At 62.1% G+C, this 14,058-nt stretch carries 11 protein-coding genes and 2 pseudogenes; 7 read left to right on the top strand and 6 right to left on the bottom strand.

All coding sequences use genetic code 11. The features are described 5' to 3' along the window. Positions 1-50: 50 nt before the first annotated feature. The 6 genes from BKP54_RS26540 to BKP54_RS26565 form a co-directional block, all read right to left on the bottom strand. Positions 51-728 carry a sugar transferase gene (locus BKP54_RS26540; RefSeq protein WP_025428354.1) on the bottom strand — a complete coding sequence of 226 codons (678 nt, stop codon included), beginning with the start codon at positions 726-728 and terminating at the stop codon, positions 51-53. Between the two features lie 229 nt (positions 729-957). Next, a complete protein-coding gene (locus tag BKP54_RS26545; protein ID WP_025428355.1) occupies positions 958-2,265 on the bottom strand; it encodes a glycosyltransferase family 4 protein in 1,308 nt (435 codons plus the stop codon). 4 nt (positions 2,266-2,269) lie between these two features. Further along, positions 2,270-3,208, bottom strand: coding sequence for a glycosyltransferase family 2 protein (locus BKP54_RS26550; RefSeq protein WP_225906406.1), 939 nt, complete (start codon positions 3,206-3,208; stop codon positions 2,270-2,272). Beyond that, positions 3,187-3,921 (bottom strand): P-loop NTPase, encoded by a 735-nt coding sequence (locus tag BKP54_RS26555; protein ID WP_084815187.1) that lies wholly within the window; start codon positions 3,919-3,921, stop codon positions 3,187-3,189. Before BKP54_RS26555 ends, BKP54_RS26550 begins: the two co-directional genes overlap by 22 nt. Beyond that, on the bottom strand, positions 3,908-5,458 hold the full coding sequence (locus BKP54_RS26560; RefSeq protein ID WP_084815188.1) for a GumC family protein: 1,551 nt from the start codon (positions 5,456-5,458) through the stop codon (positions 3,908-3,910). Before BKP54_RS26560 ends, BKP54_RS26555 begins: the two co-directional genes overlap by 14 nt. Before the next feature lie 47 nt (positions 5,459-5,505). Next, on the bottom strand, positions 5,506-6,831 hold the full coding sequence (locus BKP54_RS26565) for a polysaccharide biosynthesis/export family protein (RefSeq protein ID WP_025428358.1): 1,326 nt from the start codon (positions 6,829-6,831) through the stop codon (positions 5,506-5,508). A gap of 330 nt (positions 6,832-7,161) precedes the next feature. On the opposite strand from BKP54_RS26565, the gene BKP54_RS26570 reads away from it, so the two are divergent. The 7 genes and pseudogenes from BKP54_RS26570 (at position 7,162) to BKP54_RS26600 (ending at position 14,042) form a co-directional block, all read left to right on the top strand. Beyond that, entirely contained in the window at positions 7,162-8,340 is a 1,179-nt protein-coding gene (locus tag BKP54_RS26570) for a glycosyltransferase (protein ID WP_025428359.1), read from the top strand. A 113-nt stretch (positions 8,341-8,453) separates the two neighbouring features. Then, on the top strand, positions 8,454-8,666 hold the full coding sequence (locus tag BKP54_RS26575) for a hypothetical protein (RefSeq protein ID WP_025428360.1): 213 nt from the start codon (positions 8,454-8,456) through the stop codon (positions 8,664-8,666). Between the two features lie 320 nt (positions 8,667-8,986). After that, positions 8,987-9,513: pseudogene (locus BKP54_RS26580) on the top strand (DUF992 domain-containing protein). Between the two features lie 377 nt (positions 9,514-9,890). Continuing rightward, the gene (locus BKP54_RS26585) at positions 9,891-10,886 is read left to right on the top strand and encodes an LLM class flavin-dependent oxidoreductase (RefSeq protein ID WP_025428362.1); all 996 of its coding nucleotides are present in this window, start codon (positions 9,891-9,893) and stop codon (positions 10,884-10,886) included. 23 nt (positions 10,887-10,909) lie between these two features. Next, on the top strand, positions 10,910-12,259 hold the full coding sequence (locus tag BKP54_RS26590; RefSeq protein WP_025428363.1) for an LLM class flavin-dependent oxidoreductase: 1,350 nt from the start codon (positions 10,910-10,912) through the stop codon (positions 12,257-12,259). Positions 12,260-12,278: 19 nt separating this feature from the next. After that, a pseudogene (locus tag BKP54_RS26595) lies at positions 12,279-13,465 on the top strand (M20 aminoacylase family protein). 25 nt (positions 13,466-13,490) lie between these two features. Next, positions 13,491-14,042 carry a GNAT family N-acetyltransferase gene (locus BKP54_RS26600; RefSeq protein ID WP_057207543.1) on the top strand — a complete coding sequence of 184 codons (552 nt, stop codon included), beginning with the start codon at positions 13,491-13,493 and terminating at the stop codon, positions 14,040-14,042. Positions 14,043-14,058: the final 16 nt, after the last annotated feature.

The raw sequence follows: 14,058 nt of genomic DNA on the forward strand, positions 1-14,058 counted from the left end.
GTGCCTTGTCTTTTGGGCCGCCGTGTTCTTTTTCATCTGGTGAACGCCCCTCAGGTCTCGTTTGTTGCAAAGAGGACGACACCTACCGTCTTTACGATAATCACGATGTCGAGGTAGATCGATCGGGACTGATAGTACTCGATGTCGAATTGGACCCGCTCGTCGTAGGTTGTATCCGGCCGTCTTTTCACCTGCCACATGCCGGTGATACCGGGCTTCAGTCCCGTGTAGTAATGCAGGTTCTGCCCGTATTTCTCGGTTTCCTCAGGTGAAATCGGGCGAGGGCCGACAAGGCTCATATCCCCACGCAGCACGTTATAGAACTGCGGCAGTTCGTCGAGGCAGGTCATCCGCAAGATCTTGCCGAGCCAATGGACACGCGGGTCGCCGACGAGTTTGCGCTTCTCCATCCACTCCCTGTTTCGCTCGGGGTCGGAGGCCAGCAGTTCCGCAAGCCGTTCCGCGGCATCGAGGCGCATGGATCTGAACTTGAGACATTCGAACATCTCTCCCTGCGCGCCGACACGGGCCTGCCGGAAAAGGATGGGGCGCCCGTCGACGATCATGAGCGCAATTGCAATCAGCGCCAGGGCCGGCGCAAGGAAGATCAGCGCCAGGATGGAGACGGTCACGTCGATCAGACGCTTGGATCTGCTAGCGCGCCGTGTTGCGATGGTCCCGCGCGCGGTATGCCTCTGTCGTGCAACGCCATCAGAAACGGACAGCATATCTCTCACCCCTCCAAACACCGTTCGCCCTTAACAGGCTGCCAGCGGGCGCCTTAATTTACAATCGACCCTGATGGGCAGGACCTAGTCCAATGGAGGTACACGCCGGGCAGGAATACAGAAACGTTGCGTAAACCTCCTAATCGGGAGGTGGCAGAACGGCTCGGGGCTTCGCCAAGCGGTCGCAGCCTTTGCCGCAAGAGTACTCCGCCCACTGACCGAAACCGTTTCATAAGGCATCTCCACTGCGCAAATCATCGAGCGTCACTGTCTTTGTCAGTCGATGCTGCCGGAGATCGATCGTGGTCCGGTAGGCACGATGCAGCACGCGACCGTAGAGATCGACCAATGCGTCCGCCCAGGTTTCGGGCGTATGGGCGAGCGTGGCTGCCTGCCTGAAACAGTTCTCGCTCATTTGCCGGATCAGTGCGTCGTCGGTGGCAAGGGAGCGCATCGCAGCGGCAAGATCCTCGATGTCGGCGATGCGGAATTTGACGCCGCAGCCGAGGGCTGCGATCTCGTCGGCGAGCAACGCCGCATCGGTCAGGATGACCGGTATGCCGCTGGCGATGGCTTCGAGGGCCGCCAGCCCGAACGGTTCCGGCACACGCGACGAAACGACGACAGCACGAGCGCTGCGGATGATATCGCGCATTTCGTCCCTGGTTTTCCAACCGTGAACGGTCGCCTCTGGATAGGTTTTCTCGATGAGTGCGCGACCGGCACCATCACCGATGAAATGCAGCGGCACCTTGGCAAGGCTCGCCGCCCTGGCGGCGTCCTCGAAACCCTTTTCGGGTTCGAGCCGACCGACGAACACGAAGTTGCGGTTGGTCCATGGCTGAAGCCCGGGACCGACGAAGGGAAGGACGGGATTGCGGACCGTTTCCACTTGCGTGCCGTTCATGCCGGCACGGTCGAAATAGGCTCGCATCCTCTCATGCACGACGATGATGTTTGCGGCCGCTCGTTTGGTCGGGAAGAAGTGCTCGCGCAGCATATGTCGCGCCGAGCGCCAGGCCTTCTCATGCAGGCCGCGCTTGTCGCACTGCGTCGTCAGGCAGCGGCCGGACATCGGCTTCAGCTCACAGACACGATTGGTCCGGAAGTTGACGAAACCGCCATTGGGGCAGGCGAGGAAATAATCGTGAGCGTGAAGGACCACACGGTCGCGTACCGGCGCGAGCGCACGAAAGATCGCCGGCGACAGGATCTTCGACCAGCCATGAACGTGGTAGATCGTCGACGGGGTGTCGCGGCTGGCAATCAACCCGTTGAGGGCCTCGTAGACGATCGGATCGTAAAGACCGAGCCGCAGTGCATCGCTCCTTTGTCGCTCCAGCAAGGGAACTGCGTCCAGATTGATCGTATCGGCGGCCGGTCGGTCGACGGGCGCGCTGTCCCCGGCAAAGAAGGTCACCGGTATGTCGCGCCGTTGCAGCAACTCGGCCGAGAGTATGGCGAGGTTCGTGGCGCCGCCAACCCTGATGGAACGATCGTTGATGACGACGACGCGGTCGGGTGAGAGGGCCGTCATGGTCTTATTCGAGCCTTTCGACGTTTCGCGGCGCCAGCCGGCCGGTCAGCAGGTCCAGGAATGCGCGGGCATTGCCGCGCAGGCGACCTTTTCGATCGACCCAGGGCTCCGGGTTCCAGACCTTGACCAAATTCGCCACCAGATTGCGCAGGATCTGCACGCCGGCATGCCGAATGCTCATCGTGTCCTTGCGAATCAGGTAGATCGGATTGGCGATCTGCGAATAGCCGAACTTGATGCCTGGCGTGCGCGCCTTTTTGGTTCCGAGGTGAACGCCGACGAGATTGCCGGATTGCACCACGCGGCCAAGGTCGGCGGCCATCCGGCTGAAGTCGACGTCCTCAAGCCAACCGTAAAGCGGCAGGTTCTCGTCGAAGGCGAGGTCAGCTTCGCGAACAGGGCCGGTTCGAACCGCCATGTTGCAGCCATAGGCGTTGTAGATCGGCCTGAAGGCTTGCGTCGACTTTGGCAGACGTTCGTCCGCCTCGATCAACTCCAAGCCACCGTCGACCGAAATGCCCGGCCCGATGATGCCATCGGCAACCAGCGTGCCGGTGGCGACGACAATGTCGTCGTTCTCGGAAAACAGGCGCTCGACTTCCTCGACGTAGGATGGCGCCATCAGGAAATCGTCGTCCAGAAAGAGGATAACATCCGACTTGGCGGCGGCGAGGATGCGATTTCGCTGTCGACAGCTGCCGCGCTCGGAGATGATGACGATGACGCGGACCGCAAGCCCTTCGGTGCAGCAAGGGTCCATATCCTCGGGCGAGGTGAGGCAAACGTAAATCTCGTCCGGTTGGCGGGTCTGCCGGGCGATCAGGGGCAGGACGGCGGAGAGAATGTCCCTGCGCCCGCAGCTCGGTATGCCGATGGCAACCGTGACCGGACGATCTTCGGCGTAATCCTTTGTCGCCTGCATCATTTTCTGAACTTGCGCCATTGTTTTCGGTCCCAGCGGATGTTGGTACGGCGAGGGCCGTCGCTTCTGTTTGAAATGACGCCGAGCAACGCGACGCGTGATTTGCCGAATGTTGCCAAGGCCTCGCCCAACCGTTCGACGGTCATCTTGTCGGATTGTCCGAGAACCACGACGATGCCGTCGAGATAGGTACAGATCACGCGCGTATCGGCCGAATCCTCGAAGCCGGACATGTCGACGATGATCACCTTGTAGCGCGGTCTCAAAAGCTCGAGCTCGGATTTCAGCGCCGGCAGGTGGCCGTAGCGCTGATGCGCGACGGCTGCCTTGCGTGTCTGGTCGACGGTCAGAACCGGCACGCAGCGAACGGCCTTGCCGTCGAATTCCTCGACGTGCTGCGGCGCCTCCGATCTGCGCCTGGAGTATTGGCCGGCGATGCCCAGGATCCGCAGGCTCTCCATGCCGAAGCCCGCACCGTCCTCGGTGGTGACGCGGCTGAGCCGCGAGCCGACGAAATCCGCATCGACGAGCAGGACCGAGGTCCCTTCGTTCATGTAGAGCTGGGCGAGGTTGGCGGCGATCGTGGTCTTGCCCTCGCCGGGTCCGACCGAGGTCACGCCGATCACCGCCGTCGCATTGGCAGGAAAGGCGGAATCGACCGAGTTCTTGACGCCGCGCAGTGCCTCGGAGAAGCGCGAATAGGGCATGTCCAGGACCGATCTAAGCGGCAGCATGGTGGAGGCAATCGGGGGGCTGATGGGGACGTGGGCTGCTTCTGAACATCGGCACGTGGCCGAGCGACGTTATCCCGAGTTCGGCGCGAAGGCGCTCGCTGGAGCTGACGCGCCGGTCGAGGCCGTCACGCAGCACCGACAGCATCAACCCGGTTGCCAATCCGAACATCAGCGAAAACGGCATGATCGTCGAAGGTTTCGGCCAGGTCTTGCCCAGCGGCGCCGTTGCCGCCGTGACGATGCGTGCCTTGCCGAGGGGGAAGGATTGCTTTTGCAAAGCGCCGATGAGCTGCTGTAGAATGCCCTCGTACATGCTGCGGTAGGTGGTCGCGCGGCTTTCCATCTCGGAGAGTTCGACGCGGGCGACGTTTTTGCCGGCACCCGCCGCGGTAAGGCTGGCAAGCTCGCTTTCCAGCAGCTTTTCCCGGGTCTTGGCGATGTCCACATTCGACTTGTAGAACTGTTCGATGCGCAGGAATTCGTTGCGAAGAGAGGCATCCAGCCGCGCAATATCTGCCTCGGCGGCGACAATAGCGGGATTTCCGCTGTCGTATCGGGTCTTGAGATTGTCGAGCTTGGCGGATGCCAGGCGCATTTCTTCGTTGAGCTTCTGGATCTGCGGGTTGTCGAGACTGTCGTTGACGGTCGCGACCAGCGTATCTTTCGACATGAGCTGTTGCAGCGTCATCAGCTTGGCCGATTCCGCTGCGGTCGCGGCGCGCGCTGCCAGCATCTGGCTGCTGAGTTCGGAAAGCTGTTGCTGATCGAGCGTCGATGCGGTGCCGACCGTTGTGATGTCGTTCTTGGCGCGAAACTCTTCCACCGTCATGGCGGCTGCGCGCGCCTGCGCACCGACTTCGATAAGGCGACTTTCCAGCCACTTGGCGCCGCTTCTCGCGGCGTCCGATCTCTCGTTCATGCCCGTGCGGATATAGGCTCCAGCAATGGCGTTGGCGGTCTTGGCCGCCTTTCGCGGGTCCGTGGAAGAGTAGCCGATCTCAAGCACGTAGGATTGGCCGACGCGCCGCACGGTTACGCGCGAGAGAAAGGCGGCCATCGTGCGCCGCATCAGATACTCGTCATCGACCTTATCATCGTCGGAATTCTTGGCCCCCGACGAGAACAGCGAGCCGATCATACCGCGGATCGAGACGCCGCCGCCGACAATTTCCGGATCAGTGGTCAAGTCGAGTTGTTCGATCACGGCGCGGGCAATCGCCTCGGATTTGACGATTTCGACTTCGCTGGCGATTTCGGCTGCTTCGATGATGATCGTTCCGGTCGAGGCATCCTGTGAGGCGATGCGACCCTGCTCGGGATCGATCACCAGGCGGACGGTCGCGGTAAAGGTCGGTGCCGTGTTGAGTATGTAGAAGGCGCCGAGCGCCAGCCCGATCACACCACAGATCCCGATGCGAATGAGGTGCCGCCGCAGGAAGTCGGAAACATCGCGGAAGGATATGCTCTCCTGCCCGGCCGAACGCTTGGCCTCGAAGTTCTCATCCAGCACGATTTTTGAGATGTCATGCACGACCATTGGTGTTCCCCATGAAAATACGCTGCGCCACAGTCGATCTGTCGTTGCTATTGGGACTGCTCGATGCCCACCGATGTCAGAAGCTTGTTATCCAGCGCTGCCGTCAGCGCCGAGCGCACGTCGAGCACGTCGCCCGGAACCAGCAATGTTGCTTCCGTAACCCTCACGGCCGGGTCGGTGCCGCCGCCGTGTGTTATCCAGTACTCCAGCGGCTCCAGGTCCATTGCCTTCCTGTCGGCGAAACGGGAAAGCGAAGCGCCGTTGATCTGCAGCAGTTGCAGCGTCGTGCTGCGCTTGAGCTTCAGATCTTCGATCGCGGCTTCCGTCGTCTGCAGGTCGCGGCCGGCTTCGGTTCGGCGTTGACCCTGCAAGGTCACGGCATCGCGTTCGGTTTCGCTGAGTTTCTGCTTGGCGCGCATGGCGGCCACCTGGAGGTCGAGCTTGTCGCTTTGCAGCTCTGCGACGATCCGCTCGAGCGACGTCTGCCGCGACTTCGTCACCGTCTGGTCGTTCACCAGCTTCGATATGCCTTTGAGCTCGTCCTGGGCGATCTCGATCTGACGCTGCTGGACGGCCGTCTTTTCATCGAGCACATCGATTTCGTTCTTGAGCAGCGTGCCGAGCTCGGCAAGGGAATCGAGCTGGCGGCGCATGGCTTCGATCCGGGCATCGAAGAGCGTGCTCTCGTCTCGTACGATCTGCTGGATGGCGGCGCCATCGGCGGCCTTGAGCGCCTGGGGAAACTCGATCTTGGCGCTGTCGGTGAACTCGGCCCTCAGCCGCGCCCGACGGGCGGCGAGTTGCATCATCTCGAGTTCCATCCGGTTCAACTCGCCGGTGTAGCGGATCTGCTCCATGTCGGAGTAGCCGCCGGCAGGGTTCGTACGGCGTTCGCGCCCGCCCGCCATGGCCACCGCCTGCATCACAGTCATGCCCGGGCGGAATTCCAGCTCGCTCGGCCGGTCGACCAGACCCGTGACATAGATCATCGGGTAGCGGACAACTTCGACGGATGTCTCCGGCGCCTTGCTAAGGCCGGTGCGCTCCTTCAGGAGGTCGGCGATCGTGGCCGCCAGTTCTGCAGGTGTCCGATCCTTGGCCTTCACTTCGCCGACCAGCGGAACCGAGATCGTGCCGGCGGGGGAAACGACGTATTCTCCGTTGAGCGCGGTCCATTCCTTGTATTCCCCGGTCGCCGCGACCCATTCGACGATCGCGACCTTGACCCTTGTCTGGGGCTGCAAACGGAACACCGGCTCGGCATGGGCCTGATGGATGGGAGCAAGAGTGCTCAGGCCGATCGCCAGGTATAGGGTCGAGACACGGCCAAGCGACGACAGGCGATGTAGAATACGGTGATCGGCATGGGGCATGGGGCCTCGCTGATGTTCCAGCGCGCCACGGTACCGGACAGCTCGGCTTGGTGTGGCGCGTCGGATTGATTGTCGGCCCAAAACGTTCGAGGTAAATTCCCTGCGGTCTAATCGCGGGTAATCCCTTTAGGGGAATATCCCTAAACCGGCGGCACCATCGGATAGGATTGCCTCGGCCTATGGCTAAGCCCGGGTCGGCCGCCACCGGCAGCTAAACCTTTCGGGTAGGACGATCGTTCCTTCGGATGCACCCCCGGACCGATCTTGGCTCTGTGCACGCGCACCTTGTGTGTCCCATGCTGCGGCAGGATCGTTTCAGAGGGGAGCACTATGCGCGTCGCAATCGTTCATTATTGGCTGGTATCGATGCGCGGCGGGGAGAAGGTGATTGAATCGCTTTGCGACCTCTATCCCGAGGCCGACATCTTCACCCTGGTTTATGATCCGGGCCGCGTGTCCGACACGATCAAGAAGCACAAGGTCACCTCGTCATTCCTACAGCGCATTCCGGGAGCGATCGGGCACTATCAGTCGCTGCTGCCACTGATGCCTTTTGCGCTCGAGAGCCTCGATCTCAGCGGCTACGACCTGATCATTTCGAGTGAGTCAGGGCCAGCGAAGGGGATCATCCCGCCGCCACATGCAGCACACATCTGCTACTGCCATTCTCCCATGCGCTATCTCTGGGATCACTACCATGCCTATCGGTCGAGCGCGGGCCTGTTGTCACGGATGATGATGCCGGTGTTGGCGCCGATGCTGCGCAGCTGGGACGTCAATACCAGCATGCGGGTGGATCGGTTTGTTGCCAATTCCCATCATGTCGCGGCACGCATCGCCAAATACTACCGACGTCCGGCCACGGTCGTCTATCCGCCTGTGAGCACAGAGGACTTCGCACCCTCGACGCAGATCGAGGATTTCTATCTTTGTGCAGGGCAGATCGTTCCCTACAAGCGAATTGACCTCGCGGTCGAGGCGTTCACGAAGATGGGCAAGAACCTGGTCGTGATCGGCGACGGCAAGGAGCAGGATATCGCCAGGCTGAAGCGCATGGCCGGTCCTACCGTCACCTTCCTCGGGCGCGCGCCCTTTGCAGTGCTGAAGGAAAAGCTCTCGCGCTGCCGCGCTCTTGTCTTTCCCGGAGAGGAAGACTTCGGCATCGTGCCTGTCGAGGCCATGGCGAGCGGCCGTCCGGTCATCGCCTTTGGCGCCGGGGGGGCGCTTGAAACCGTCGTGCCCAATCTGACGGGCATGCTTTTCGAGCAGCAGAGTGTCGACGCGCTGATCAAGGCGATCTACGCTTTCGAGGCGCGCGAAGATACCTTCCGGCCCGACGTCATCAGGACACACACTGCCCAGTTCAGCGTCAGGAAATTCAAGTCCGGCATGCAGGCGGTGATCGATGACGAGCTTCGTCAGCGCCGCGCGCTGCCGTTCGGCGACGGAAAACTGGCGATCGGCGGTTTTCAATTGCGCGATGCGGAAAGCGCGACGCCGCTGCATTGAGGGCGGGCGAGGCTGCGTATCGACCGCCAGTCGCAGCAACGACTGGCCAGCGATGTTCAAACGGGAATTGCCGGCGCGCCACCTTGGCTTGCCGTCGGCCGGAAGAGGTGGACATGCGTTTTCTTGTTCGTCGGCTGGAGGCTTTCAATCGGGATGAGCTGCCCGCTTGGCGTGGTGCTCAATCGCTGCCGAGACAGGCGCTGCTATTCGTGCCGCGCCTCCTCGAATTCCTCGTAATGTATGCCGTCGGTCTGCTTGCCCTTGCGGCAATCCTCGTTCTGATGACGGTTGGGTGGCTGGCGGGGCTCGACCGCAAGGCAAGTTGACCGATGGGCGGTTGAAGCGACGCTCCCGGTGGCGGCACCTTCTGCGGTCTGTCTCACGATGCGGCTTTTGAGCCACACTGGTCCGACGCTCTCGCCATCCTATGTCCATATTGGCGCAACTGCCCTTCGGCAGGTGTCCGCAGGCGATTGGTGTTCTCCATCAGCAACAGTCCGCCGCAAACTTGCATCCGGGTGCTCGCGCCCGGAGCGGTGCCTTCGAAATGTCCGATCGGCGTTCAACGGTGACGTCTCTGTTGCTCGATTCGTTTTCCAAAAGACCGAGTGCTGTTGATCAATAACGATCCGAAAAGGAGCGAACTATGAAAAAGAGTCTTGCGATGGCGCTTACTGCTGCAACCCTGGCGTCTGCCGGTGCGTGGGCCGTCAATGCCGCCGACCTGCCGACCTACAAGGACACCTACCGGGAGCCGGACGCGCGCGGTGGCGTCAAGATCGGTTACCTCGACTGCAACATTGCCGGCGGTGCCGGCTATGTCCTGGGTTCGGCCAAGGAAGTCCAATGCGTCTTCCGTTCGACCGTCGGCGCGGAGGCTTCCGACCACTATGCCGGTGCGATCCGCAAGCTCGGCGTCGATGTCGGCTTCACCACCCGCAGCCGGCTGATCTGGGCGGTGTTCGCGCGACCGCCGGCTATCACAAGGGCGCGTTGAGCGGCATCTACCAGGGTGCGACCGCCGAAGCGACGCTCGGTGCAGGCGTCGGCGCCAACATCCTCATCGGCGGTACGGCCGGTGCCATCCACCTGCAGACGGTCAGTGTGACGGGTCAACTCGGCCTCAACGTTGCCGCGACCGGCACGTCGATGACGCTCACTTCGGTGAACTGATCTGCGAGCGGCGCGCGGCTCTGCTGCGCGCCGGTGCTTCCCCATCCTTTTTCGCCGCCTCCACATCTCAGGATCGCCGCGCTGCCTCAGCCGAAGCTGGCGTCGAGCAATCGTGTCGCCGGACCACGCATCGGCGTTGTTTCCGCAAGGCTGACTGCAGCCCATCTCCTGCACTTCCGGTCGAACGGCTGGCTTCCAGCGCCGACCACATGTGGCGCACCCTGTCTTCAGCGAGATTCCAGGCTGCAAACTTTGGGCGGGTTTTTCTCTCATCCCGCCCCGAAATAGAAATGCATTTCTTATAATGCATATTGTCTATGTGTTTTATGGAGTAATGGCGACCAGTACGGACGCTATGACAATCTGGAACACTCGGCATGTCCTATCTTCTCAGTCTTCTCGACAAGAGCCCGATCGATCCGGGAACCACCGCAACTGACGCGTTGCAGGCAACCGCCAGGCTGGCGGCGAAAGCGGAAGAGTGGGGCTATCACCGCTTCTGGCTGGCCGAGCATCACAACATGACAGGGCTGGCAAGCTCGGCGCCCGAAACGCTGATTGCCTATCTCCTGGCGCGCACATCCAAGATCCGCATCGGCTCCGGCGGCGTCATGCTGCAGCATTACAGCGCCTACAAGGTCGCCGAAACGTTCAACCTCCTGGCATCACTTGCGCCCGGACGGGTTGATCTCGGTGTCGGCAAGGCGCCGGGTGGCTTTCCTCTCTCGACAAGGGCACTACAGATCGGCATCGATCCCGAGCGCAAGCCGGGTTTTGCCGAACAGCTGAGCGATCTCAACCACTATCTTGCGCCCGGAAAATCCGACGACGGAGCGTTGCTGGCAACGCCCTTGCCCGTCCATGCGCCTGAAAGGTTCCTGCTTGGGGCCAGTGTCGAGAGTGCGGAGCTTGCCGCTGCAAAAGGCTGGCAACTGGTGTTTGCCGCGCATCTCAATGGTGATCCGGACAACATCGAGCGAACTGTTGCGGCTTACGAGCGCGCAACGGGCGGTGGTCGGCCGATTTTGGCAGTCGCGGCGCTGGCAGCGGAAAGCGAGGAGCGCGCCCGCGAGCGCGTCGCCGGCCTTCGTATCTTCAAGGTTTTCCTCGGCAACGGCCAAAGCGTCAATGTCGGCAGTGAGGAACAGGCGGCCGAATTCGCGCGCCAGGCGGGCGTCAGCGACTACCGGGTCGAGGAAAAGAGCCCGAGCGTGCTGCACGGAACGCCGCGGCAGGTCCGCCAGGAGCTTGATGCGCTTCACCGCCGCTACGGCGTCAAGGAATTCGTGATCGACACGCCAGCCCTTCCTGCGGCCGAACGCTTCGCATCGATCGAACTCATCGCCAGAGAGCGGCTTTCGCTCGTCGCCTGAACATCCGCACAAGGATCTCGTCCATGCCCCAGAAAAATGTCACCTTCGGTATCATGCTGCAGGGCCCCGGCGGCCACATGAATGCCTGGAAGCATCCGAGCGGTCCCGCCGACGCTAGCGTCAACTTCGGATTCTTCGTCGACACGGCGCGCAAGGCGGAAGCCGCCGGTATCGCTTTCGCCTTCGTCGCCGACGGCCTCTATATCAACGAACAGTCGATCCCGCATTTTCTCAACCGCTTCGAGCCGCTGACCATTCTGTCTGCGCTTGCCGCATCGACCTCGAAGATCGGGCTCGTCGGTACCGTTTCGACCTCCTACAGCGACCCCTTCACCATCGCCCGCCAGTTCGCTTCGCTCGACCTGATCAGCGGCGGGCGGGCCGGATGGAACGCGGTGACCTCGCCGTTGGAGGGCTCCGGCCGCAACTATGGGCGCGAGCATCCGGAACATGAGCTGCGCTACGAGATCGCCGACGAGTATCTGGATGCGACCAAGGGCCTCTGGGACTCCTGGGACGACGATGCCTTTGTCCGTGACCGTCAGGCTGGCGTCTATGTCGACAAGGCCAAGATGCGCCGTCTGAACCACAAAGGCCGTTTCTTCCGCATCGAAGGGCCGCTCAACATCAGCCGGTCGCGCCAGGGACAGCCGGTGATCTTCCAGGCAGGGGCTTCCGATTCAGGTATCCGTCTTGCCGGCAAACATGCCGATGCCGTCTTCACCAATGGCGGCCCGATCGACGATGCTCAAGCCTTCTACAAGCAGATCAAGCAGAGTGCGATTGCTCAAGGCCGAAGGGCGGCCGATATCGGCCTCTTCCCCGGCATCGCGCCGATCGTCGGCTCGACGGCCGCGGAGGCGGAGACCAAGTATCAGGCAATCCGCGCGCTGGTCACGGTCGAGGAGGCGCTGCTCTATCTCGGCCGGTTCTTCGATCACCATGATTTCAGTGCCTATCCCCTGGACGAACCGTTCCCCGACATCGGCGATATCGGCAAGAACAGCTTTCGCGCGACGACCGACCGCATCAAGAAGACGGCGCGCGAGACCGGCCAGACTCTTCGCGAGATCGCGCTTGATGTTGCGACGCCGCGGACCGCCTTCATCGGCACCGCAGACCACATCGCCGACGAGATCATCCGTTGGGTCGATGGTGAGGCGGCAGATGGCTTCATCCTCGGCTTCCCGGTCATTGCCGAAGGCCTGCAGGATTTCGCCGCCCACGTGCTGCCGATTCTTGAAGAGCGCGGCTATTTCGACCCGCATCTGAAGGGCGAGACGCTGCGTGATCATCTGGGGCTGCCCTACAGGGAGAGCCGCTATGCGGCGGCGGCGGAAGAGATCGAGCAGGGAAGGGCCGTCGGCGCTTGAGGCGTCGACGGAGCCGCCGATGAACATGATCGTCAAGGACACACAGGCGGGGGACGCGGTCGAGCGAGGCATCGGCGCCTATCTCGATGAGATCGTCGCGCTACGCCACGATCTCCACCGCCATCCGGAACTTGCGTTTCACGAACACCGCACCAGCGAAATCGTCGTCAGTCGGCTCTCTTCCTGGGGCTACGAGGTGGCAACGGGAATTGGCGGAACCGGTGTCGTCGCCACCTTGAGCCGGGGTGAAGGCCAACGCAGCATCGGCATCCGTGCCGACATGGACGCCTTGCCGATCGAGGAGGCAACGGGTCTTGCCCATGCCAGCGTCCATCGCGGCGTCATGCATGCCTGCGGGCACGATGGCCACACGGCAATCCTGCTTGCCGCCGGACGCTATCTGGCGGAAGCAGGCCGCTTCGACGGCACCGTGCGGCTGATCTTCCAGCCGGCCGAAGAGATCGGCGCCGGCGCGCGCAAGATGCTGTCCGAAGGGCTGTTCGAACGGTTTCCCGTCGACGCCGTCTTCGGCCTGCACAACTGGCCGGGCGTTCCAACAGGGCAATTCGGCTTCGTTGCCGGTGCCGCCATGGCTTCGGTCGACCAGTGCAACATCACGATCGTCGGCAAGGGTGGCCATGGGGCGGAACCGCAGCTGACCGTCGATCCGGTGCTAGCGACCGCGTCGCTGATCACCGCCCTGCAGAGCGTGGTTTCGCGCAATGTCGACCCGCAGGAGATGGCGGTGGTTACCGTCGGCTCGATCCATGGCGGTTCGGCATCCAACGTCATTCCTGAAAGCGTGGCGCTGAAGCTGACCATGCGGGCCTTCAACGAGGCGACCCGCGCACTGCTCGGCGAGCGGGTACCTGCACTGGCGTGCGCTCAGGCCGAAAGCTTCGGCGCACCGCGGAGGTGGATTATCGCCGCGGCTTCCCGGCTCTGATCAATCACCGCGCCGAGACGGAGCTTGCCCGCAGTGTCGCACTAGAAGCCTTCGGCCCCGGCCAGATCGTGAGCAACTTCAAGCCGCGCACGGCAAGCGAAGACTTCGCCTTCATGCTGGAGGAGAAGGCCGGCAGCTATCTCTTCGTCGGCAATGGCGACAGCGCGTCGCTCCATAGCGCCAACTACGACTTCAACGACGCAATCATCGCGCCTGCCGCCCGCTATTGGGTGCGGCTGGTCGAAACCTTCCTCGCATGATGACGACAACGGGATTGGCGAAACCATGAGCGATACGTTTCTCTACACCACCCCCCTCGACCCGCGTGCCAAGCCGCTGATCGACGAACTGATCATCGAATATGACAGCCGTTACGGCAACTACTTCAGCGACGAGGGTGCTGCGGCAGAACTCAACCGCTATCCACCTGATGCCTTCGCGCCGCCGCATGGCAATTTCGTGCTGCTGATCCGCAACGGCGAGACGATCGGCGGCGGTGCGTTCAAGCACTACGACGACCGCACCGCGGAGTTCAAACGCATCTGGACGCGCTCCGACCTGCGCCGCCAGGGATTGGCGCGCAGGGTTCTGCTCGAACTCGAAGCGCAAGCAGCAAGGCAAGGCTATTCCCGCATTTATCTGACCACCGGCTTCCGGCAGCCGGAGGCAGTGGGTCTCTATCTCGTCAATGGCTACACGGCGCTGTTCGACGTCGCTGCCGATCCGGAGGTCTACAAGACGCTGCCGTTCGAGAAGGACATCACCCATCTCGTCGCGTCGCTCGCGCTTCTCGGAGAGCCGCGCCCATCGCATCCGCAGGCAGTGAGCCACCCGTAACGCCGGCGTCCAACGG

It is taken from the genome of Ensifer sp. 1H6 (genome assembly GCF_001976035.1).
Taxonomy (GTDB): domain Bacteria; phylum Pseudomonadota; class Alphaproteobacteria; order Rhizobiales; family Rhizobiaceae; genus Ensifer; species Ensifer canadensis.

Excerpts from the sequence above, each read along its gene's own strand:
- BKP54_RS26540 (WP_025428354.1), bottom strand. The coding sequence starts at position 728 with ATGCTGTCCGTTTCTGATGGCGTTGCACGACAGAGGCATACCGCGCGC.
- BKP54_RS26545 (WP_025428355.1), bottom strand. The coding sequence starts at position 2,265 with ATGACGGCCCTCTCACCCGACCGCGTCGTCGTCATCAACGATCGTTCC.
- BKP54_RS26550 (WP_225906406.1), bottom strand. The coding sequence starts at position 3,208 with ATGGCGCAAGTTCAGAAAATGATGCAGGCGACAAAGGATTACGCCGAA.
- BKP54_RS26555 (WP_084815187.1), bottom strand. The coding sequence starts at position 3,921 with ATGCTGCCGCTTAGATCGGTCCTGGACATGCCCTATTCGCGCTTCTCC.
- BKP54_RS26560 (WP_084815188.1), bottom strand. The coding sequence starts at position 5,458 with ATGGTCGTGCATGACATCTCAAAAATCGTGCTGGATGAGAACTTCGAG.
- BKP54_RS26565 (WP_025428358.1), bottom strand. The coding sequence starts at position 6,831 with ATGCCCCATGCCGATCACCGTATTCTACATCGCCTGTCGTCGCTTGGC.
- BKP54_RS26570 (WP_025428359.1), top strand. The coding sequence starts at position 7,162 with ATGCGCGTCGCAATCGTTCATTATTGGCTGGTATCGATGCGCGGCGGG.
- BKP54_RS26575 (WP_025428360.1), top strand. The coding sequence starts at position 8,454 with ATGCGTTTTCTTGTTCGTCGGCTGGAGGCTTTCAATCGGGATGAGCTG.
- BKP54_RS26585 (WP_025428362.1), top strand. The coding sequence starts at position 9,891 with ATGTCCTATCTTCTCAGTCTTCTCGACAAGAGCCCGATCGATCCGGGA.
- BKP54_RS26590 (WP_025428363.1), top strand. The coding sequence starts at position 10,910 with ATGCCCCAGAAAAATGTCACCTTCGGTATCATGCTGCAGGGCCCCGGC.
- BKP54_RS26600 (WP_057207543.1), top strand. The coding sequence starts at position 13,491 with ATGAGCGATACGTTTCTCTACACCACCCCCCTCGACCCGCGTGCCAAG.